Source organism: Amycolatopsis albidoflavus (assembly GCF_039525725.1).
Classification (GTDB): domain Bacteria; phylum Actinomycetota; class Actinomycetes; order Mycobacteriales; family Pseudonocardiaceae; genus Amycolatopsis; species Amycolatopsis albidoflava.
This window is the reverse complement of record NZ_BAAAHV010000005.1, coordinates 663,359-683,902: the sequence shown is the minus strand read 5'-3', so window position 1 is coordinate 683,902 and position 20,544 is coordinate 663,359. Positions and strand designations below refer to the sequence as shown.

24 protein-coding genes are annotated in these 20,544 nt (G+C 70.5%); 16 read left to right on the top strand and 8 right to left on the bottom strand.

The genetic code is table 11. From position 1 onward, the window contains the following. Window positions 1–25: 25 nt before the first annotated feature. The gene (locus tag ABD156_RS07665) at window positions 26–451 is read right to left on the bottom strand and encodes a VOC family protein (RefSeq protein WP_344268135.1); all 426 of its coding nucleotides are present in this window, start codon (window positions 449–451) and stop codon (window positions 26–28) included. Window positions 452–539: 88 nt separating this feature from the next. Here ABD156_RS07665 and ABD156_RS07660 point away from each other — a divergent pair, with 88 nt between their 5' ends. Together ABD156_RS07660 and ABD156_RS07655 are read left to right on the top strand one after the other, a co-directional pair. After that, a complete protein-coding gene (locus tag ABD156_RS07660; protein ID WP_344268133.1) occupies window positions 540–1,466 on the top strand; it encodes a helix-turn-helix transcriptional regulator in 927 nt (308 codons plus the stop codon). Window positions 1,467–1,552: 86 nt separating this feature from the next. Continuing rightward, window positions 1,553–1,897, top strand: a complete 345-nt coding sequence (locus tag ABD156_RS07655; protein ID WP_344268131.1) for a DUF1330 domain-containing protein — start codon at window positions 1,553–1,555, stop codon at window positions 1,895–1,897. Between the two features lies 1 nt (window position 1,898). Here the strand turns inward: ABD156_RS07655 and ABD156_RS07650 are convergent, their stop codons facing one another. Genes ABD156_RS07650 through ABD156_RS07635 form a run of 4 tightly spaced genes read right to left on the bottom strand, consistent with a single transcriptional unit; the run spans window position 1,899 to window position 4,239 of the window. Beyond that, entirely contained in the window at window positions 1,899–2,282 is a 384-nt protein-coding gene (locus ABD156_RS07650; protein ID WP_344268129.1) for a PPOX class F420-dependent oxidoreductase, read from the bottom strand. Window positions 2,283–2,301: 19 nt separating this feature from the next. Then, the gene (locus ABD156_RS07645) at window positions 2,302–2,736 is read right to left on the bottom strand and encodes a hypothetical protein (protein ID WP_344268127.1); all 435 of its coding nucleotides are present in this window, start codon (window positions 2,734–2,736) and stop codon (window positions 2,302–2,304) included. A gap of 16 nt (window positions 2,737–2,752) precedes the next feature. Continuing rightward, window positions 2,753–3,727 carry a hypothetical protein gene (locus ABD156_RS07640; protein WP_344268125.1) on the bottom strand — a complete coding sequence of 325 codons (975 nt, stop codon included), beginning with the start codon at window positions 3,725–3,727 and terminating at the stop codon, window positions 2,753–2,755. Beyond that, window positions 3,724–4,239: a SigE family RNA polymerase sigma factor gene (locus tag ABD156_RS07635; RefSeq protein ID WP_344268123.1), complete on the bottom strand. Its 516-nt coding sequence runs from the start codon at window positions 4,237–4,239 to the stop codon at window positions 3,724–3,726. Before ABD156_RS07635 ends, ABD156_RS07640 begins: the two co-directional genes overlap by 4 nt. 98 nt (window positions 4,240–4,337) lie before the next feature. On the opposite strand from ABD156_RS07635, the gene hisF reads away from it, so the two are divergent. Genes hisF through ABD156_RS07620 form a run of 3 tightly spaced genes read left to right on the top strand, consistent with a single transcriptional unit; the run spans window position 4,338 to window position 5,826 of the window. Continuing rightward, window positions 4,338–5,111 carry an imidazole glycerol phosphate synthase subunit HisF gene (hisF, locus tag ABD156_RS07630; protein ID WP_344268121.1) on the top strand — a complete coding sequence of 258 codons (774 nt, stop codon included), beginning with the start codon at window positions 4,338–4,340 and terminating at the stop codon, window positions 5,109–5,111. Further along, window positions 5,108–5,464 (top strand): phosphoribosyl-AMP cyclohydrolase, encoded by a 357-nt coding sequence (gene hisI, locus ABD156_RS07625; protein WP_344268120.1) that lies wholly within the window; start codon window positions 5,108–5,110, stop codon window positions 5,462–5,464. Before hisF ends, hisI begins: the two co-directional genes overlap by 4 nt. After that, window positions 5,464–5,826: a DUF1304 domain-containing protein gene (locus tag ABD156_RS07620; protein WP_344268118.1), complete on the top strand. Its 363-nt coding sequence runs from the start codon at window positions 5,464–5,466 to the stop codon at window positions 5,824–5,826. Before hisI ends, ABD156_RS07620 begins: the two co-directional genes overlap by 1 nt. 3 nt (window positions 5,827–5,829) lie before the next feature. Here ABD156_RS07620 and ABD156_RS07615 read toward each other — a convergent pair whose 3' ends face one another. Next, on the bottom strand, window positions 5,830–6,435 hold the full coding sequence (locus ABD156_RS07615) for a TetR/AcrR family transcriptional regulator (protein ID WP_344268116.1): 606 nt from the start codon (window positions 6,433–6,435) through the stop codon (window positions 5,830–5,832). 96 nt (window positions 6,436–6,531) lie between these two features. Here ABD156_RS07615 and ABD156_RS07610 point away from each other — a divergent pair, with 96 nt between their 5' ends. The 7 genes from ABD156_RS07610 to ABD156_RS07580 all read left to right on the top strand — a co-directional run bounded on the left by ABD156_RS07610 (window position 6,532) and on the right by ABD156_RS07580 (window position 13,154). Further along, the gene (locus tag ABD156_RS07610) at window positions 6,532–8,094 is read left to right on the top strand and encodes an anthranilate synthase component I (RefSeq protein ID WP_344268114.1); all 1,563 of its coding nucleotides are present in this window, start codon (window positions 6,532–6,534) and stop codon (window positions 8,092–8,094) included. A 136-nt stretch (window positions 8,095–8,230) separates the two neighbouring features. Beyond that, window positions 8,231–8,812: a Trp biosynthesis-associated membrane protein gene (locus ABD156_RS07605; protein WP_344268112.1), complete on the top strand. Its 582-nt coding sequence runs from the start codon at window positions 8,231–8,233 to the stop codon at window positions 8,810–8,812. 120 nt (window positions 8,813–8,932) lie between these two features. Further along, complete coding sequence (gene trpC, locus ABD156_RS07600; RefSeq protein WP_009074973.1) at window positions 8,933–9,742, top strand: indole-3-glycerol phosphate synthase TrpC; 810 nt, start codon at window positions 8,933–8,935, stop codon at window positions 9,740–9,742. After that, complete coding sequence (trpB, locus tag ABD156_RS07595; RefSeq protein WP_377925986.1) at window positions 9,739–10,956, top strand: tryptophan synthase subunit beta; 1,218 nt, start codon at window positions 9,739–9,741, stop codon at window positions 10,954–10,956. Before trpC ends, trpB begins: the two co-directional genes overlap by 4 nt. Then, complete coding sequence (gene trpA / locus ABD156_RS07590) at window positions 10,953–11,744, top strand: tryptophan synthase subunit alpha (protein WP_344268110.1); 792 nt, start codon at window positions 10,953–10,955, stop codon at window positions 11,742–11,744. Before trpB ends, trpA begins: the two co-directional genes overlap by 4 nt. Window positions 11,745–11,879: 135 nt before the next feature. Then, a complete protein-coding gene (locus ABD156_RS07585; protein WP_344268108.1) occupies window positions 11,880–12,446 on the top strand; it encodes a Uma2 family endonuclease in 567 nt (188 codons plus the stop codon). Window positions 12,447–12,494: 48 nt separating this feature from the next. Continuing rightward, a complete protein-coding gene (locus ABD156_RS07580) occupies window positions 12,495–13,154 on the top strand; it encodes a peptidoglycan recognition protein family protein (RefSeq protein ID WP_344268106.1) in 660 nt (219 codons plus the stop codon). A gap of 6 nt (window positions 13,155–13,160) precedes the next feature. On the opposite strand, the gene ABD156_RS07575 is transcribed toward ABD156_RS07580, so the two are convergent. Next, a complete protein-coding gene (locus ABD156_RS07575) occupies window positions 13,161–14,468 on the bottom strand; it encodes a type I glutamate--ammonia ligase (protein WP_344268562.1) in 1,308 nt (435 codons plus the stop codon). Window positions 14,469–14,748: 280 nt separating this feature from the next. On the opposite strand from ABD156_RS07575, the gene ABD156_RS07570 reads away from it, so the two are divergent. The 4 genes from ABD156_RS07570 to lgt all read left to right on the top strand — a co-directional run bounded on the left by ABD156_RS07570 (window position 14,749) and on the right by lgt (window position 19,584). Further along, window positions 14,749–16,164, top strand: a complete 1,416-nt coding sequence (locus ABD156_RS07570; RefSeq protein WP_344268104.1) for an APC family permease — start codon at window positions 14,749–14,751, stop codon at window positions 16,162–16,164. Then, on the top strand, window positions 16,161–17,297 hold the full coding sequence (locus ABD156_RS07565; protein WP_344268102.1) for an amidohydrolase family protein: 1,137 nt from the start codon (window positions 16,161–16,163) through the stop codon (window positions 17,295–17,297). Before ABD156_RS07570 ends, ABD156_RS07565 begins: the two co-directional genes overlap by 4 nt. After that, the gene (locus ABD156_RS07560; protein WP_344268100.1) at window positions 17,294–18,466 is read left to right on the top strand and encodes a M20 metallopeptidase family protein; all 1,173 of its coding nucleotides are present in this window, start codon (window positions 17,294–17,296) and stop codon (window positions 18,464–18,466) included. Before ABD156_RS07565 ends, ABD156_RS07560 begins: the two co-directional genes overlap by 4 nt. 95 nt (window positions 18,467–18,561) lie before the next feature. Next, window positions 18,562–19,584 carry a prolipoprotein diacylglyceryl transferase gene (lgt, locus tag ABD156_RS07555; RefSeq protein ID WP_344268098.1) on the top strand — a complete coding sequence of 341 codons (1,023 nt, stop codon included), beginning with the start codon at window positions 18,562–18,564 and terminating at the stop codon, window positions 19,582–19,584. A 142-nt stretch (window positions 19,585–19,726) separates the two neighbouring features. Here the strand turns inward: lgt and ABD156_RS07550 are convergent, their stop codons facing one another. Next, window positions 19,727–20,539 (bottom strand): hypothetical protein, encoded by an 813-nt coding sequence (locus tag ABD156_RS07550; RefSeq protein WP_344268096.1) that lies wholly within the window; start codon window positions 20,537–20,539, stop codon window positions 19,727–19,729. Window positions 20,540–20,544: the final 5 nt, after the last annotated feature.

Genomic DNA, 20,544 nt, shown 5'->3' with positions numbered 1-20,544 from the left:
TCGCGGTGACCAAGGCTGAAGATCATCATGACCGCACCAGCGTTTCCCGGACCGAGACGTAGTGCGGGTTGTACATCAGCCCGAGGACGTTGCCCCACGGGTCGATCACCGACGCGGTGATGAATCCGGTGCCGCGGTCGCGCGGCGCGTCGTGGACCTTCGCGCCCATCGCGACGACTCGTTCCAGGGTCGCTGGGACGTCCTCGACGTGCCAGAAAACGACCGCGCCCGCGGGCTGGCCGACGGTGGCGAGGTCGGCGGTCCGGGAGAGTTCGCTGGTGGCGTACGAGCTGTGCACGATGCCGAATTCGTGCTGGTAATCGCCGATGCGCCACTCCATGTACGCGGGCGTGTCCAGGTACGGCGCGACGCCGAAAAGGTCGGTGTACCAGCGCTTCGCCGCCTCGAAGTCGGGGGAGTAGAAGGTGACGGTGCTGAGTCCTCGAAGCATGTCTGATTCCTTGTCTGCTCGGTTGCGGGACTAGCTTCTCCTCCAAAGTGCTCATCTTCTGAGCACTTTTAGGGAGAGAATCAAAACCATGCGAGCCGACCGTCTTGTCGCCGCCGTCCTGCTGCTGCAGGCCCGCGGCCGGGTGACCGCTGCCGAGCTGGCCGACGACCTGGAGATCTCCGTGGCGACCGCCCGCCGCGACCTGGAAGCGTTGTCGGCGGCCGGGATCCCGGTCTATCCGCAGCCCGGGCGCGGCGGCGGATGGTCGCTCGTCGGCGGGGCGCGCACCGATCTCAGCGGGCTGACCGCGGCCGAATCCCAGGCGTTGTTCCTGATGCTGGGCCCGGCGGCGTCCGGCGGCCCGGAATTGTCGTCCGCGTTGCGCAAGCTCGTCCGTGCGCTGCCTGCCACGTTCCGGGCCGACGCCGAAGCCGCCGCGCGGGCCGTCGTGTCCGATCCGGCGGGGTGGGGCGAGCAGGATCGCGAGCCGCCCGCGCTCGTCCAGTCGCTGCAGCAGGCGGTCGTGCGGCGGCGCAAGGTGCGGTTCGACTACAGCGGCAAAGAGCGGCTAGTCGATCCGTACGGACTCGCCGACAAGGACGGTGTTTGGTATCTCATCGCCGGAACCGTTGCGGGGCAACGGACTTTCCGCGTCGACCGGATCTCGGCGGCGGAAACCACGGACCTGCCTTCGCAGCTGCCGGACGACTTCGATCTCCGGGAACAGTGGGCGCGGGTCGTGGCGGAGATGGAGCAGCGGCGTTCGCTCGTCTCGGCCACGGTGCTGGTCGACGCGCGGCACTTGTCCGTGCTGCGGTCGCATTTCGGGCGGCACTGCGAGGTGGTCGGGGAGCGGGACGGCCGGGTCGAGGTGAAGGTGGCGGCCCATTGGGCGCGCTCGATCGCGGAACAGCTGGCGGGTTGGGGAGACCTGGTCGAGGTGGTGGAACCGGAGCCGGTCCGCGCCGAACTCGCCCGCATCGGCCGCGAGCTGACGGCCCGCTATGGCAGCTGAACGATTACCCGCGAGGTAATCGACTCCATGCCCGGGAGCGGACAGGATTGCTTGGCAGGCAACGAAATCGACCCGAGGAGCCGGACATGACCGCCTACGCCATCGCCCAGCTGCGCCAGCCCGGAACCGTGGACCCCGAGGTCTACGAGTACATGGAGCTGATCCAGGCGACGCTCGACCCGTTCGAGGGCCGGTTCCTGGTCCACGGCGGACGCACCCGCGTGCTGGAGGGCGTCTGGCCGGGCGGGACTGTGGTGCTCGAGTTCCCGGATTTCGCCGCTGCCGAGGCGTGGTACGAGTCGGCGGACTACCGCAAGATCCTCCGCCTGCGCACCGACCATCTGGTGGGCGAGGTGATCCTGGTCGAGGGCTGCGGACCGGACCACGATTCGGCCGCGATGGGCGCCCGGCTCCGCGCGGAGGCCCGGTAGCTCACTCGGCCAGTTTGATCGCGATCCCGATCGTCCGCTCCGGCCCGCCCCGGAGGCGGCTGAAGAACATCGTCACTCGCCCGACGACGCCGTAATCCCGGGCGATGACGCTGCGGATGCGGTCGCTGTCGGCGGCGTCGAGCAGCCGGGCCGTCCCGTTCACTTCGGCGCCGTGCACCCGGCGGCCGCGGACGTCGCACGCCTGCAGCCGTACTTCGCCGTTGTTGCGGATCCGCTTGACCTTGCCCGCGGTGCGTTCGGAGAACAGCACCAGTTCGTCGCCGTCGCGGGAGGCCCACACCGGGGTCGGGACCGCGCGGCCGTCGCGGCGGAAAGTGGTCAGCACGACGTACTTCTCGGCGCCTAGACGCTCCAGTTCGGACATAGGCCCACGGTAGACGGCGTCACAGTCCTTGGCAGCGGTCGGCAGGCTGCTGCCCGCCGGGCGCCGTCGGCACGGCGACCGAGGTGCCGTGGTCGGCCACCTTGTGCATCACCACGTGGGTCGCCTCCACGTAGCCCCAGGTGAACAGGACGACCAGAGCCGCGCAAAGGCCGAGAGCTGCTTTTCGCGTCCCGAGGCGCCCGACAAGCGCCGAGATCCCGGCTCCGGCGAGCAGGAACAGCACGAGGGAACTGACCTGCCACAGCGTCACGCCCAAACCCGACCACGGCACGAGATTGCGCAACCGGCAGGTCAGCTGCTCGCCCGCGGTGAGCTGGGCGAGGTAGTTGGCGCCGACGCACCAGGCCACCAGAACGGCGATGATCGCCGCGCCGATGCCGACGGCGGTCGCTATCCGCGAGAACGTGCTCCGAGACTCCCCCAAGTCGGACATGGGTTCACGGTAGCGGTCAGCGGGTGCCGAGCCAGGCGTAATCCGGTGCCGAATCGAGCACGATCCCGTCCGCCACCGCGACGAGCTGTTCGCGCGGCAACCGGCCGGAAGCCGTCAGCCAGCGTCCGGACGAAAGACGCACGGTGACCTGCGCGTCGGCCGGTCCGGAGGCGGGCACGAAAGCCCCGGACAGGCCGCGCACCTGCACCGGCCCGGATCCGCCGAGAGCCGGGGATCCGCTGCCGATCGTCACGCGCACCTTGCCGCTCGGACCGCTCGCGTCGAGCATGGTCGTCGCGTTGTCCGAGTCGCTGCCGCGCACTGTCGTGGCTTCTTCGCGCATTCCCGCGGGCAGCGGTCCGAACCGCGCCTCACCGCGGACCAGCACGGGCTCCTGGGTCACCGAATCGGCCACCTGCTCAGCCACCGTGCGCGCGTCCGGGACGCCTTCCACCCTGGCGGTCAGCACGTGGCGATCGTCCGGCATCCAGGTCAGCGTGGCGATGGTGTCGCTCGGGCCGGTCACCATGGCGACCCGTCCGTGCACCACGACCTGGTCCTTCAGCGCCGAGATCCGCAGCGCGGTCTGCGCCCATTCCGGATCGGCCGTGGAGTGCGCCGCGACTTCCACCCGGCTCGCTCCGGACTGCCACTGCCGGACCTGCGCGGTGTTCCCCGGCCCGCCCGAGCGGTACTGCTCGGTGAAGCCGTCCGGCAGCCAGCCCGGCGTGTACGCGAGCACCGGCCGTCCGGCGGCGGGCGTGAGCTGCGCGGGCGCGTCGGTGACGGTGGTGACCACCAGCGGCACCCCGGCGGCGACCGCGATCACCGCGGCGGCCACGGCGGCGAGCGCGAGGCGGGGACGGCGGCGGTGCTGGCGTTGCCGGGCTCGCGCGAGCGCGTTGAGCACCTCGTTGCCGTCCGGTGCCTGCTCCGCGAGCCGTTCGAGGCTGTCGCGCACCAGCGTCTCGGTCTCGTTCGACGGGGTCATTCTCCTGCTCCGGTGGTGAGGACGGGCGGCAACGAGGGCATGCCGGCGCGCAGTGTCGCCAGCGCGCGCGAGATTTGGCTGCGGACGGTCGAGACGCCGCAGCGGAGGAAATCGGCGATTTCGGCGTCGGTGTAGTTCTCGTAGTAGCGGAGCACGACCGCGGCGCGTTGTTTCCGCGGCAGGGTGGCCAGCAAAGCGAGCATTTCGTCGCGTTCGTCGTAGGCGGTGCTGGGATCGGCGGTCGGCGGCCCGAGCGCGTCGAGCACCGAATGGTTCGACGGGACCACGCGGCGGGCGGCGCGGCGGCGCCACGAGAGGTACTCGTTGGTGATCATCCGGCGGACGTAGGTGGGCGGCGATTCGATCTTCGACCAGCGCTGCTGGGCGCGCAGCAGCACGTCTTGGACGATGTCCTGCGCCAGATGCGGGTCGTCGGCGAGGACGGTCGCGTAGCGCAGCAGCCCGTCGAGGCGTTCCGCCACGAAATCGTCGAAACCGGTGGTCACGATCATGAGACGCGCGAGGGTGCGGTTTTGATGCATCGGATCCGCGAATTAGTGACGAAGCCGTCGCGGCGGGCTTGACCGAGCGGCCGACTAGGCTGGACCGCATGGCTGTGGCGGTTCGGGTGATTCCCTGTCTCGACGTCGACGCGGGCCGGGTCGTGAAGGGCGTCAACTTCGCCGACCTGCGCGACGCGGGCGACCCGGTGGAGCTCGCGCGCCGGTACGACGCCGAGGGCGCGGACGAGCTGACCTTCCTCGACGTCACCGCGTCCTCCGGCGATCGCGAAACCACCTTCGACGTGGTCCGCCGCACCGCCGAGCAGGTCTTCATCCCGCTCACTGTCGGCGGCGGCGTGCGCTCCACCGAGGACGTCAACCGGCTGCTGCGGACCGGCGCGGACAAGGTCAGCATCAACACGGCCGCGATCGCGCGCCCGGAACTGCTGCGCGAGGCGTCGCGCCGGTTCGGGGCGCAGTGCGTCGTGCTGTCCGTCGACGCGCGGCGAGTGCCCGAAGGCAGCGAACCGACGGCGTCCGGCTTCGAGGTCACCACGCACGGCGGTCGTCGTGGCACCGGAATCGACGCGGTGGAATGGGCCGCGCGCGGCGAGGAACTCGGCGTCGGCGAGATCCTGCTCAACTCGATGGACGCGGACGGCACCAAAACCGGCTTCGACCTCGAACTGATCGAGCTGGTCCGCAAGGCGGTGCGAGTCCCGGTGATCGCCAGCGGCGGCGCGGGCGCGACCGAACACTTCCTGCCCGCCGTGGAAGCCGGTGCCGACGCGGTGCTGGCGGCGAGTGTATTCCACTTCGGACAGTTGACGATCGGCGACGTGAAGGGCGCGCTGCGCACCGGCGGGGTGGTCGTGCGATGAGCCTCTCGCCGGAACTTTCCGCGCGGCTGAAGCGGAACGCGGACGGCCTGATCGCCGCGGTCGTGGTGGACCACGCGACGTCGGACGTGCTGATGATGGCGTGGATGAACGACGACGCGCTGGAATCCACGCTCACGACGCGGCGCGGGACGTACTGGTCGCGCAGCCGGCAGGAGCTGTGGGTGAAGGGCGAGACCTCGGGGCACGTCCAGCACGTGCGAGAGGTCCGCATCGACTGCGACGGCGACACGGTGCTGCTGCGGGTGGACCAGACCGGTCCGGCTTGCCACACCGGGACGCACACGTGTTTCGACACCGACGAACGGCTGCTGCTCGCGGACGAGAGCGCGTGATGACCGTCGTCGCGAATGTGCTGATCGGGCTCGTCGCCCTGATCCACCTGTACATCGTCGTGCTGGAGATGGCTCTGTGGACCACGCCGCGGGCGCGCGCGGCGTTCGGCACCACCGAGGAATTCGCCAGGGAGAGCAAGACGCTGGCGGCGAACCAGGGGCTGTACAACGGTTTCCTCGCCGCCGCGCTGATCTGGGGCCTGATCGCGGCCGACCCGGCGGGCTTCCAGCTGAAGCTGTACGGCTTGGCGTGCGTGATCGTGGCCGGTCTCTACGGGGCCGCGACGTCGTCGAAGCGGATTCTGTTCGTGCAGGTGCTGCCGGGCGGGCTCGCGCTGGTCTTTTTGCTGCTGTCGCGCTGAGTCTCAGTCGATATCACCGGTCAGATAACGCTGCAACGTAGGCGCCACCGCCGCGACCAGCGTGTCCACCTCCGCCTCCACCATCGGCGAGAACCGCGCCACGTACCGGATCAACCCCATCCCCACCAGCTGCGAGGCGCACAACGCCACCCGCAGCTCCCGCCGGTCGCCGCCGAGGTCGCTGATCAGCCCGGTGAAAAACTGCGAGAAGAACTCGCGCAGCACGGTGCTCGCCGCCTCGTGGCTGGCGATGCTGCGGATCAGCGCCTGGAACGTGTCGCCGCCGACGCCGTCCCAGCGGGTCAGGAACGTGTGCACGATCCGGGCGCCCAGTTCGTCGATCGGGCCGTCGTGCAGGACCGTGACCAGTTCCGCCGGTTCGAACGGCAGTTTCAGCACCGCTTGCGCGAACAGGCCTTCCTTGCCGCCGAACCAGTGGTTGACCATCGCCGCGTCGACGCCGGCGCGCGCGGCGATGGAGCGGACCGTCGCGCGTTCGTAGCCGTTCTCGGCGAACACCGCGCGGGCGGCTTCCAGCAGCACCGCGCGGGTGTCCTGACCAGCGGGGCGGCGGCCGCGGCGGCGCGCGGTAGTGTCTTCGGTGCTCACCGGACCATCTTGACCGGTCGCCGCCTCGAATTCAACAGTCATTGAATTGAGAGCCCGCTGACCGGCGGACGCGGCCGTAGCGGCACAATGAGAGGCATGGTCAGCTCAGCAGCCACGTCCACGGCCGGGCCCGGCCCGGTCAGCCCGTCCCGAGACGACTTCCGCGCGCTGGCCGAGAGCCGCCGCGTGATCCCCGTGGTGCGCCGGGTGCTCGCCGACGGCGAGACCCCGCTGGGGATTTACCGCAAACTCGCCGCCGACCGGCCCGGCACCTTCCTCTTCGAATCGGCCGAGAACGGGAAATCGTGGTCGCGCTGGTCGTTCGTCGGCGTGCGCAGCCCGGCCGCGCTCACCGTGCGCGACGGCAAAGCGGTCTGGACCGGCACCCCGCCGGACAACCTGCCCACCGAGGGCGACCCGCTGCAGGTGCTGCGCGCGACCGTCGAGGCGCTGCACACCGAACCGCTGCCCGGCCTGCCCCCGCTGACCGGCGGAATGGTCGGCTACCTCGGCTACGACTCCGTGCGCTGGCTGGAAAAGCTGCCCGAGCTGGCCGAACGGGACCTCGACATCCCCGAGCTGACCATGCTGCTCGCCACCGACCTGGCCGCGTTCGACCATCACGAAGGCACCGTCACGCTGATCGCCAACGCGGTCAACTGGGACGACTCGGCCGAGCGTGTGGACGCCGCGTACGACGACGCGCTGGCCCGGCTGTCCGCGATGACCGAGCAGTTGCGGGTGCCCGCGCCGCCGACGGTCGCGACCTTCGACCGGCCCGCGCCGGAATTCCGCCGCCACCGCACGAAGGAAGACTTCCACGCGGCCGTCGACAAGGCGGTCGAGGCGATCAAGGCAGGCGAAGCGTTCCAGGTCGTGCCGTCGCAACGGTTCGAGATCGAAACCGGGGCCGACGCGCTCGACGTGTACCGCGTCCTCCGCACCTCCAACCCGAGCCCGTACATGTACCTGCTGCGGCTGGAGGGCTTCGACATCGTCGGCTCCAGCCCGGAATCGCTGGTGACCGTCCGCGACGGGCGCGCCACTACGCATCCCATCGCGGGCACCCGCTGGCGCGGCGCGGATCCGGAGGAGGACGCGCAGCTGGGCAAGGACCTGCTCGCGGACGAGAAGGAACGCGCCGAGCACCTGATGCTCGTCGACCTCGGCCGCAACGACCTCGGCAAGGTCTGCAAACCGGGCACCGTGCACGTGGTCGACTTCTTCCAGATCGAGCGCTACAGCCACGTCATGCACATCGTGTCCACGGTGACCGGCGAACTGAAGGACGACGCCACGGCCTTCGACGCGGTCACCGCTTGCTTCCCCGCGGGTACGCTGTCCGGCGCGCCGAAGGTGCGCGCGATGCAGCTGATCGAGGAGCTGGAACCGGTGCGCCGCGCGCTGTACGGCGGCGTCGTCGGCTACCTGGACTTCGCCGGCGACGCGGACACGGCGATCGCCATCCGCACCGCGCTGATGCGCGACGGGACCGCGTACGTCCAGGCGGGCGGCGGCGTGGTCGCGGACTCGGTCCCGGACTACGAGGACACCGAATCGCTCAACAAGGCCCGCACCGTGCTGTCCGCGATCGCCGCGGCGGGCACGATGATCCCGGCGGGGGAGCTGGACCCGGCTGAGGACTCGGCCGGTGTCTGAGCGGGCGGGGGAGGCGGAACCACGGCGCGGCGAGGCGCGAGAGACTGCCGCGGCGCACGATGCGGTCGAACCGGCGGATGTCGGTGAAAAATCGCCTGGTGCGGGGAAAACCGCTGCCGGAGAAGCCGCTGGCAGCGTGAAATCGCAGCCGGAAGCCCAGTCCGCCGCCGCGTCGGCCCGCCGTCCACTGTGGACGATCATCCTCGCCCTCCTGCTCGGCGCGCTGGCCCTCTGGGGAGCCTCCCGGATGGTGTGGTTCGCCGAATTCCGCGACGAGGGCGTGCGCGGGACCGTGCTGTACACCGAACCCGGCGAACAGCGCTCCACCGCGCTCGTGCCGCTCGCGATCCTCGCGCTCGCGGGCGTCGCCGGGGCCATCGCGACCGGCGGCTGGCTGCGCCGCGCGCTCGGGATCGTGCTGGTGCTCGCCGGTGCGGCGGGCGTCTGGAGCGGCGTCGACGGGATCGAATTCGGCGGTTTCGCGCCCGGGCTGCCCGGCACGGAAATCGTGCTCGGCCACCTGATCGCGGTGCTCGGCGGAATTCTTGTCGCACTCGGCGGGTTGGCAGCGATCAAGTGGGCGGGAGCCGCGCGCAAGCTCGGCGCCCGTTACGCCGCACCGGGAGCCAAGGCGGCGCGGAAGGATCCGGACACCGAGCTGTGGGAGGCGCTGTCGGAGGGGGACGACCCGACCGACGGCGGCGATCCGCGGCGCTGAGCAACCCGGAACCGGCCGGTCCTCGAGCGGGGGTTAGCATCGTTTCGGCGGGAAGGGGAAGGTTTTTGTGAGCGAGCTTGCGAGTGGACCCAGGAGTGCGGCAGCGGGTAGGGGCGTCCGATGAGCGTGCTCGAAGACATCGTCGCCGGCGTGCGCGAGGATCTCGCGCAGCGGGAATCCGCGCTGCCGTTCGACGAACTGAAGGCCAGGGCGGCCAAGGCCGTCCCGCCGCGTGACGTGATGGCGGCGCTGCGCGAATCCGGCATCGGCGTCATCGCCGAGGTGAAGCGGCGCAGCCCGTCCAAGGGCGAGCTGGCCACGATTCCCGACCCGGCCGCGCTGGCGCGGGACTACGAGGACGCCGGCGCGCGCGTGATCAGTGTGCTCACCGAGCAGCGGCGCTTCGGCGGATCGCTCGCCGACCTCGACGCGGTGCGCGCCGCGGTCGACATTCCCGTGCTGCGCAAGGACTTCATCGTCAGCCCGTACCAGGTGCACGAGGCCCGGCTGCACGGCGCGGACATGGTCCTGCTGATCGTCGCCGCGCTGGAGCAGAACGCGCTCGCCGCGCTGCTCGACCGCGTCGAATCGCTCGGCATGACCGCGCTCGTGGAGATCCACAACGCCGAGGAGGCCGACCGCGCGCTCGAAGCGGGCGCGAAGGTCATCGGCGTCAACGCGCGCAACCTGCACACCCTCGAAGTGGACCGCGACGTGTTCTCCCGCCTCGCGCCCGGCCTGCCGATGGACGTGTTCAAGGTCGCCGAGTCCGGCGTCCGCGGCCCGGGCGACCTGATGTCGTACGCCGGCCACGGCGCGGACGCGGTGCTCGTCGGCGAGGGCCTGGTGGCCTCCGGCGACCCGAAGGGCGCGGTCGTCAAGCTCGTCACCGCCGGTTCGCACCCCGCCTGCCCGAGGCCCTCGCGGTGACCGAACGCGGCAAGCACGACCCGGACGAGCGCGGCTACTACGGACCGTACGGCGGCCGGTTCATGCCGGAAGCGCTGATCGGCGTGGTCGACGAGGTCGCGGCGGAGTACGAGAAGGCCCGCCACGACCCCGCGTTCACCGGCGAACTGAACCGCCTGCTCACCGAGTACGCGGGCCGTCCGTCGCTGCTCACCGAGGCCAAGCGGTTCGGCGAGCACGCCGGCGGCGCGCGGGTGTTCCTCAAGCGCGAGGACCTCAACCACACCGGTTCGCACAAGATCAACAACGTGCTGGGCCAGGCGCTGCTCACCGTGCGGATGGGCAAGAAGCGCGTCATCGCGGAGACCGGCGCGGGCCAGCACGGCGTCGCCACGGCCACCGCGTGCGCGCTGCTCGGCCTCGACTGCGTCGTGTACATGGGCGAGGTCGACACCGAGCGGCAGTCGCTGAACGTCGCGCGGATGAAGCTGCTCGGCGCCGAGGTCGTGCCGGTGAAAACCGGGTCGCGCACGCTGAAGGACGCGATCAACGAGGCCCTGCGGGACTGGGTCACGAACGCGGACACCACGCACTACCTCTTCGGCACCGCCGCCGGCCCGTACCCGTTCCCGATGATGGTGCGCAATTTCCACCACGTCATCGGCGAAGAGGCGCGGGCGCAGATCCTGGAGAAGGCGGGCCGGCTGCCGGACGTCGTCGCGGCGTGCGTCGGCGGCGGGTCCAACGCCATCGGCATCTTCTCCGGCTTCTACGACGACCCGTCGGTGCGGCTGGTCGGCCTGGAGCCGGGCGGCGAGGGCATCGAGGGCAACCGGCACGGGGCGACGCTCACCAAGGGCACCCCCGGCAACCTGCACGGCGCGATGTCGTACCTGCTGCAGGACGAGGACGGCCAGACGGTCGAATCGCATTCGATCTCCGCCGGGCTCGACTACCCGGGCGTCGGCCCGGAACACGCGTGGCTCAAGGACTCCGGCCGCGCCGAGTACCGCCCGGTCACCGACGCCGCCGCGATGGACGCCTTCCGGCTGCTGTCGCGCACCGAGGGCATCATCCCGGCGATCGAATCGGCGCACGCGCTCGCCGGCGCCCTGGAACTGGGCCGCGAGCTGGGCCCGGACGGCTTGATCGTGGTCAACCTGTCGGGCCGGGGCGACAAGGACATGGACACCGCGGCCCAGTGGTTCGGGCTCGTGGACGGGGAGGACAAGTGAGCGGCCTCGACGAGCTGTTCGCAGCGACGCGGGCGGAACAGCGGGCCGCGCTGGTCGGCTACCTGCCCGCCGGATTCCCGTCTGTCGACGGCTCGAAGGACCTGCTGGCCGCGACCATCGACGGCGGCGCGGACCTGGTCGAGGTCGGCGTCCCGTACTCCGACCCGGTCATGGACGGCCCCACCATCCAGGCGGCCGCCGAGGCGGCGCTGGCGAGCGGATTCCGGCTCAAGCAGCTGTTCGAGGTCGTGGAATCGGTGTCCGCGCGCGGCGGTCGGGCGGTGGTGATGACCTACTGGAACCCGGTGCACCGCTATGGGGTCGACGCGTTCGCGCGCGACCTGGCGTCCGCCGGCGGCCTGGGCTTGATCACGCCGGATTTGATCCCGGACGAGGCCGACGAGTGGATGGCCGCGTCCGCCGCTCATGGCTTGGACCGGATTTTCCTGGTCGCGCCGTCGTCGTCGGAGGAGCGCCTGGCGAAAACCACGGCGGCCTCGTCGGGCTTCGTGTACGCGACCGCGGTGATGGGCGTGACCGGCGCCCGCGACGCGGTCGGTGTGCACGCTGAGGACCTGGTGCGGCGGACTCGGGAACACACGGAGCTGCCGATCGGGGTGGGCCTCGGGGTCCGTTCGCGGGAGCAGGCCGCGCAGGTGGCCGGGTTCGCGGACGCGGTGATCGTCGGATCCGCGCTGGTCACGGCTGCGGCGGACGGTCCCGATGGCGTGGCGAAGCTGGCTTCGGAGCTGGCACAGGGCGTGCGCGAGGCGGTCGCTCCGGCCTGATCTCGGGTCGATCGCCGGAAACTGTCGGTGGTCGTTCGTACTCTCTCGGTATGCAAAAGAACCGAGAGGGAGAACGGAGATCAGGGCAGACTGGACCCGGCACGAAAGACCGAGCGCAGGCGGAGGTGACCTGTGTTGGCAACACCGACGGGCCTTGAGTTCCGCGTCACCGCTCCGCCCGGTGGCTGGACGGTGGAAAGCGTTCTCGAGCTGCCCGACGAAGAACGAGCGCGCAACGTTGTCGAACTCGTCGACGGGGTGCTGCACGTGAGCCCGCTGGCGAGGCTCGAGCACCAGAGGCTGGTCGGCCGGTTGTGGGGTCGGCTGAGCCCGGGAGCCGCACCCCGCTTCGAGGTGCTGCCCGGAGCGAATCTCGTGCTGGGCAACCGGAACGACCGGTTGCTGATCCCCGATCTCGTCGTCACCACGGTGCCCGGCCTCGAAGGGGTCAGCCTGACTGAGAAGCAAGTGCTGCTCGTCGCCGAGATCGAATCGCCGTCCACCAGGGTGCAGGACCGGATCTTCAAGAAAGCCCTCTACGCCGAAGCGCTCATCCCGTACTACCTGCTCGTCGACCCGGAGCAGGACGCCGCCACCGTGTACGCGCTTTCCGACGGCGATTATCTGCCGCACGCGAAGAGCGAGGGCGGGGTGCTCACGCTGGCCGAACCGTTCCCCGCGGAGCTGGATCTGCGCGCCTGAGCGGCCGGTTGTACGCATCGTGTACGCCGTCCGCGCACAGTGCGGCGCATGGCTTTCGACATCGGACAGGTTCCCCGGAGGACGTTCCTGCGCGGGGCGGCCGGCGTGAGCGCTGCCGCGGCGGCGGGGCTCGTGCTGCCCGGCCTCGCGCACGCCGCGGCGGCGCCGCGCATCTACAGCTGTGCGGAATGGGGTGCGCGCCCGCCCGCGGATCCGCTCACCACGCTCGACCATCCGGCCAATCGCGTGCTCATCCACCACATCGACTGCCCCAACAGCACCGACTACTCGCTCGAGCACGCGTTCCAGGTCGCGCGCAACGACCAGGCCGACCACATCGACAACAACGGCTGGTCCGACACCGGCCAGCACTTCACCGTCTCGCGCGGCGGCTACCGCCTCGAAGGACGGCACGGCAGCCTGGACGCGTTGCGCAGCGGCAAGAAGATCGTCCGCGCGGCGCATTGCCCCGGGCAGAACGACAACGCGATCGGCATCGAGAACGAGGGCACCTACATGCAGGTCGCCCCGCCGAAGGCGCAGTTCGATTCGCTCGTGGTGTTCGTGGCGTACGTGTGCCGCCAGTACGGCATCCCGGTCAAGGAAATCAAGGGACACCGCGACTTCTACAACACTGACTGCCCGGGCGACAAGCTGTACGCGATGCTGCCCGAACTGCAGTCCCGGGTGGCGGCCCTGCTTCGTTGAACCGGGTCAGTGCAAGAAACGCATCACCTGGCACAGCTCCGCCGGTTCCAGCGACCCCAGCTCGGACACTTCAGCACGACGGACGTCCGCCAACGTCGTGGCCAGCTGGGGTCCGAACGCGCCCGGCAGCACGTCGTCCGCCTCGAACGCGGCGATCGCCTCCGACAGCGACTGCGGCAGCCGCGAGACTCCAGCTGCCGCAGCGTCCTCGGGGGAAAGCGAACCCGGGTCCACACTGACCGGTTCCGGCAAGCGTGCCGCAGCGTCGATGCCTGCCTGTCCGGCGAAAAGCAGTCCCGCCACCACCAGATACGGGTTCGCGGTGAGGTCGAAGCACTTCACCTCCAGGTTCGCCGCGGTGTCGCGCTGTCCGGCCGCGCCGCGGATCAGCCGTAGCGGTGCTTCGCGGTTTTCCAGTCCCCACGCGGTAAACGCGCCTGCCCAGTGGTGCGGTTCCAGCCGCAGATAGCTGACCACCGACGGCGCGCCGACCGCCAGCAGCGCGGGCAACCGGCGGAAAATGCCCGCACCAAAGGATTCCGCGGTCGAGCTCAGTCCGAACGCGCCAGTCCCGCCCGCGCACAGGTTCCGTTCGCCGTCCCAGAGGCTCAGGTGCACATGCCCGCCATTGCCGACACCGCCGGGCTCGAACTTCGGCGTGAACGACGCCCGCATTCCGTGCGCGGCGGAAACCGTCCGGACGGTTTCCTTGGTCAACACAGCTAAATCGGCTGCGCGTACTGGATCCGTCGCGGCGATCGACAGCTCGAACTGGCCCGCCGCGTATTCCGGGTGGATCTGCTCCGCCTGCACGCCGCAACTGTCCAAAGTAGACACGATCGCGCGGAGATACTCGTGGTTCGCGCTCAACCGGGAGTATCCGTAGGCCGGACCCGGCAGCGGGACCCCGTCCGCGTCGGTCGCGACCCACTCCAGTTCGAAGGCCATCCGCGCGGTCAGGCCGCGGTCGGCGAGCTGTGCCACGGCGGCCGCGGCGAGACCTCGGGTGTCCTGCGGGTGCTGGTGCCCGTCCTGGTCGTACCGCCACGCCGGGGCCCACGCCCAGCCGGGCTGGGCGGCGAGGACGGTGAGCGCGTCGAGGTCAGGGTGCAGCCGGAGGTCGCCGACCGGGCCGAGGGAATGCTCGCCGTCCGCGATGCTGTCGGTGCCGAGGAAGAAGTCGAACGAGTTTGACGCTCCGACGCCCCAGGCCGCGACTGTCGCCAGCCTCGCCACCGGAACCGCCTTGACCCGCGAAATCCCGGAGTTGTCCACGAAACTCAGCGCGACGAGCTCGACGCCCGCCTGCTCCATCCGGCTGGCTGCCGCCGCGCCGAGTTCAGCGAGCCGGTCGCGGTCGAGTCCGGCGGAGGGCGAGAAAGGGGACGACAAGGGTTTCTCCTTCAACGCTGGATGGAAGGTTCAGCCGGTCGAGGTTGGACGGAAGCGACGACCGTTTTAGCCGCTCGCGGTCGAGTGTGGCGGCAACCGAGGCGCTCCCTCCACACCGCACGAGAGAGTTCAGCCGGTCGGCGCTCGCTCTCCGCACCGCTCGGAAGGTTCACTGTGTACTCCTCGGGAAAGGAGCGCATCCGTGTCCGGAGACCGTCCCGAATTGCGGCGCACCCTGTCGGTCTGGCAGGCCGTCGGGCTGTCCGTCGCGCTCATGGCACCCAGCATGGCCGCGAACATCAATCCACAGCAAACAGCGACGGCCGCCGGGCGCGCGGTTCCGCTGGCCTTCCTGCTCTCGGCGGCGGGGGTGCTGCTGGTCGCGTACGGCTTCGTCCAGCTCTGCCGCCATTACCAGCACGCGGGGTCGGTCTACGCGTTCGTCGGCGCGACCCTCGGCCCGCGCGCGGGCGTCGTGTCCGGAATCGGGCTGCTCGGCACCTACACCTTCTACGCGGTAGTCACCAGTTCCGCCGCGGGTGTGCTCGGCACCGCGTTCTTGACACAGGTCGGGATCTGGCCGCACCCGCCGTCGTGGGGGCCGTTCGTGCTGACCGCCGTCGCGCTGATCGGCAGCTGGCTCCTCGCGGTCGCCCCGGCCCGTCGCGGCACCAGCACGTTGCTCGCCGTCGAAGGCGCGACCATCGCGCTCATCCTGCTGGTCACCGTGGTCATCCTGGTCCGGCTGATCGCCGGAGACGCTCCAAGCGGACAGTTCACGCTGCGGGTTTTCGTACCGGACACCGGAGTCTCCGGCATTTTCCTCGGCGCGGTGTTCGGTTTCCTGTCGTTCGCCGGTTTCGAGGCCGCCGCGACGCTCGGCGAGGAAACCCGCGACCCGCGCCGCAACATTCCGCGCGCGATCCTCGGCACGGCCATCTTCGGCGGTGCCTACTTCGTGCTCGTGACCGCCGTCGAGATGATGGCCTTCGGCGGCGACGCCACGGCGTTCCACAATTCCCCGTCGCTGCTGGGCGATCTCGGCAGCCGCTTCGTCGGACCGTGGGTGGGCGACGTCATCAGCGCGGGTGCCGCGATCAGTGCGTTCGGTTGTTGCCTCGCCTGTGTCGTCGGCGGCTCGCGGCTGCTGTTCGCCCTCGGCCGCGACGCGTTCGACGGACGTGGCATCGGCCGGATCTCCGCCAAGGGCACTCCCGCCGTCGCCGTGACCGCGGTCGCGCTCGCGGCGGCGCTGATCATCTTGGTGTGTGCGGTGTTCTTCGGCGCCACCGCGGACGACACCTTCGCCTGGGCGGGATCCATCGGCACCTTGATCCTGTTGGTGATCTATCTGCTCACGACGCTCGGCGCGATCCTGCTGCTGTTCGTGCGACGGCGGATGCGCGTGCCGTGGTGGCACTTGGCGTTCCCGGTCGGTGCGCTGGTTCTGCTCGGCTACACCGTGTACGTCAACGTCGTGCCGTATCCGACCGACGGCCCGGCGCGGTGGTTCCCGGTCGTGGCGGGCGGGGTGCTCGTGCTGGCTGTCGTCGTGGTCGCTGCAGCGCCTCGATTCGCCCGTAGGGTGGGGGAGAGGCTCGCTGAAGGAGAGGCATGACCGGACTGCTCGATTTCGTCGCGGACCTGCCGCTGGTCGACCATCACTGCCACGGCGTGCGCACCGGCGACGTCGCCCGCGACGGGTTCGAGCGGATGCTGACCGAGGCGGACACCGTGTCGCCGCTGGGGACGTCGCTGTTCGACTCGCTGATCGGCCTGTCCGTGCGCGAACGCTGCGCGCCGATCCTCGACCTGCCGAAACACGCCCCGGCCGACGACTATCTCGCGCGCCGCGGCGAACTGGGCGCGGCGGAGGTCAACCGGCGGTTCCTGCGCGGCACCGGCAGCACGGATTACTTGCTGGACGGCGGTTTCCTGCCCGAATCCCTCACCACCACGAAGGACTTCGCCGAACTGGCCGACGCTCGCGCGCACGACATCGTCCGGCTGGAACAGGTCGCCGAAGACGTCATCCGCGAGACCAGTGCCGCCAGCTTCGCCGAGGACTTCGCCGCCGAACTCGACCGCCGCACGAGGAACGCGGTCGGCGTGAAGTCGATCGCCGCGTACCGGGTCGGGCTGGAGCTGTCCGGCGAACGCCCGGCCCCGGCCGAGGTCGAAGCCGCCGCCGGACGCTGGCTGGCCCGGATCGAGGCGGGCGAACCGGTCCGGCTGGCCGACGAGGTCCTGCACCGCCACCTGATCTGGTCCGGAATCGACCGCCGGCTCCCGGTGCAATTCCACGTCGGCTACGGAGATTCCGACGTCGACCTCCACCGCTGTGATCCCTTGCGGCTCACCGCTTTGCTGCGCGCGACCCGCGACGCGGGCGTCCCGGTCCTGCTGTTGCACAACTATCCGTTCCACCGCAACGCCGCCTACCTCGCGCAGGTCTTCGAGCACGTCTTCGTCGACGTCGGCCTCATCACGCACAACGCGGGTTTCCGCGCGCCCGCCATCCTGGCCGAGACGCTGGAGCTGGCGCCGTTCGGGAAGCTGCTGTTCTCCACCGACGCGTTCGGCCTGGCCGAGCTGTATCACCTGGGCACCGCGTTGTTCCGGCAAGGCCTGTCCGACTTCCTGCGCGCCGCCCTCGCCGCGGACGCACTGTCCGAAGTGGACGCGATCCGGCTGGCTCGCTTGGCCGGGCACGAGAACGCGGCCCGGATCTACCGGCTGGAGCGGACATGAACGACTTGGTCGAGGCCTGGCGCACGGCGGTGGCGGAGGAATTGCCCGCCGCGGTGGAATTGCGGCACCGGATTCACGCCGATCCGCGCGTGTCCGGCGACGAGGACGACACCGCCCGGCTCGTGGCTGCTGCGTTGGGAGAGGGTGAGCGGGTCGCGAAAACTGGGCGGCTCATCGAAATCTCCGCACCGCACCCAGGCCCGGCCGTAGCCCTGCGCGCCGAACTGGACGCTCTGCCGGTCGTCGAGCGCACCGGCGTCGAATGGGCCGCGAACACCGGCCTGATGCACGCCTGCGGCCACGACGTCCACCTCGCCGCCCTGACCGCGGTCTGCCGGGCGGCGCGGCGCGTCGAGCTCCCGCGTCCGCTGTTCGCGATCCTGCAGCCGCGCGAGGAAACGTCTCCCTCCGGGGCGCTCGACCTGGTCGAATCGGGCATTCTGGAAGAGCGTGGCATCGACACGGTGATCGGCGCGCACGTCCAGCCGCGGCTGCCGTACGGCGTCGTCTCGGCCGCGCCTGGGCCGGTGAACGCGTCCACCGACGAGTTCGAGGTCGTGGTGCACGGCCAGGGCGGCCACGCCGGATATCCGCACCTGCTGCGCGACCCGGTGCTGGCGCTCAGCCAACTGGTGGTGAGCCTGCAGCAGGTAGCGAGCCGCCGGATCGACCCGATGCACGGAGCCGTCTGCACGATCGGCCGGCTCAGCGCGGGCACGGCGGCGAATGTCGTGCCGAATACGGCGTCGGCGTTCGGTTCGCTGCGGCTGATGCGCGCGAGCGACCGCGAACGCGCGCTCGAGGCGCTCGACGAGGTCGTGCACGCCACCGCGCGCGCCTACGGATGCACCGCGGACCTGCGGATCAGCCCGTGCGAGCCCGTCCTGGTCAACGATCCGGCGCTGGCCGCGGCCGCGCGGATCTGGCTCGAACGCGCGGGCGTGGACGTCGACGTCGATTTCCGGTCCTTCGGCGCGGACGATTTCGCCCATTACTGCGGCGACGGAATCCGCGGCCTGATGCTGTTCGTCGGCCTCGGCGAGACCGCGGGCGCGCCCAGCCTGCACGGCGAAACGTTCCTGCCCGAGGACGCCGCGGTCGGCCAGGTCGCGGACGCGCTGCTGGCCGGATACCTGGCCGCGGCCTCCGACCAGGAGTACCCAGTGTGACCCCGGACGGCCGTGACCGGGCTGTGACCGGGTCTTGACTAAGGGTTCCGCGGCTCCCGGACCACGACCGGAGCCCGACGCGCTACGGTGGCCGCGTGTACTCCGCAGCGTTCCTGGCCACGATCCCGAGCCCCGACCAAGGCGTCTGGCACCTGGGCCCGATCCCGATCCGGGCGTACGCGCTCTGCATCATCGCCGGCATCATCGTCGCGATCTGGTGGGGCGAGCGGCGCTGGGAGGCCCGGGGCGGCACGAAGGGCACCGTGCTCGACATCGCGGTGTTCGCGGTGCCGTTCGGCCTGGTCGGCGGCAGGTTGTATCACGTCGTCACCGACCCTGAGCTGTACTTCACCGAGGGCAAGAACCCTTGGAACGCCTTCGCCATCTGGGACGGTGGCCTCGGCATCTGGGGCGCGGTCGCGCTCGGCGCCGTCGGCGCGCTGATCGCCTGCCGGCGCCGGGGGATCCCGCTGCCCGCGATGGCCGACGCGATCGCGCCCGGCATCATCGTCGCGCAGGCGATCGGGCGGCTCGGCAACTACTTCAACCAGGAGCTGTACGGCGCGCACACCGACCTGCCGTGGGGCCTGGAGATCTACCAGCGCTTCAACCCGGCCACCGGAGCCCCGGACGCCCTCGGCGGCGTCGCGACCGGGCACATCCCGCTGCCGGACAGCCCGGTGCACCCGACGTTCCTGTACGAGCTGGTCTGGAACCTGCTCATCGCGCTGCTCGTGGTGTGGGCGGACCGCAAGTTCAAGCTCGGCCACGGCCGCGCGTTCGCGCTCTACGTCGCGGGCTACACCGTCGGCCGCTGCTGGATCGAGCTGATGCGCACCGACACCGCCAACCACATCCTCGGCCTGCGGGTCAACGTGTGGACGTCGATCCTGCTGTTCATCGGCGCGATGGCGTACTTCGTCGTCGCGGCCAAACGCGGCCCGCGCGAAGCCCCGGAGACGTTGCGCAGCAAGGGAGACGAACGGGACGCCGCCGTCGAGTCCACTTCGGACACCCCGGAGCCGAAGCCGGAACCGACCGAAAAGGACACCACCGCGGAAGACACTGTGGACGCCGGGTCTCCCTCCAAGGAAAACGGCAAGTCCGAGAAGCCCTAGGCACAGAGCCGAAAAGAGGTCCCCGCCCGAGTTGGGCGGGGACCTCTTTTCGCGTGGTCGGCCGAGGTCCGTGAGGGGAACCCAGAGGGACTCAGAGTCCCTCAGGGTTCCCCTCACGAACTTCTGCGAGAGCGGAGCGGGTTCAGCCGAGGAATGAGCCGCCGAAGTAGTCGTCGTCATCGCCGGAGTCCTGACGACGGCGGCGGCCCGACGACGGCGGCGGCTGAGGCGCGGCGCGCTTCGGCCGGTCGCCGCGGTCGGCGAGGGGATCGGCGAAGTCGTCCTCCGGCTCCGGTTCCGGGGCGCGATGCCTCGGCGGCGCAGGAGGAGCCGGCGGCGCGGGCGGTTCCTCCTTCTCCGGAGACGGAGCCGGAGGAGGAGGCGGAGTCCGGTCGGCGAGCGGATTCTCGTTCGAGTACTCGGCCGGTCCCGGCGCGGGCGGGGGTGGGGGCTGCGGACGGCCGCTGCTCGCCAGCGGGTCCGCGGCGGAGAACTCGGCGGGCTTGTCCGGCGTGTCCGGATACGTCGTGCGTCCGGTGTCCGACAACGGGTTCCCGGCGCCGCCGGTGCGCGCCTCGAGGATTTCTTCCGGCGTCTGGCCCTCCTCCAATTCCTCGAGGATGTCCTTGGCCTCGCTGAGCTTCTCGTCGGCGAGAGCGCGGACCTCGGGGTCGGCGAAGGCCCGGCCCGCGGCGACGTCCTCCCAGGAGAATTCGCCCGCGTCCACCTTCCGCTTGATCAGCCGCAGCTGAGCGGGGGCGTCGGGGCGCGAGGCGGCCTTCTTGATCGCCTCGATCCGTTCCGGGGTGTCGGTTTTCGGCAGCGGGCGGAGCTTGATCTTCTCCAGGTCCTTCAGCAATTGCTGGGACTTGCGCACGGTCCGGTCGAGCGCGGCCTCGGCCTCCCGCAGCTCAGGCGTCTTCCACGAATCGTCCGCGGTCGCGGGTTGCGACATCTCGG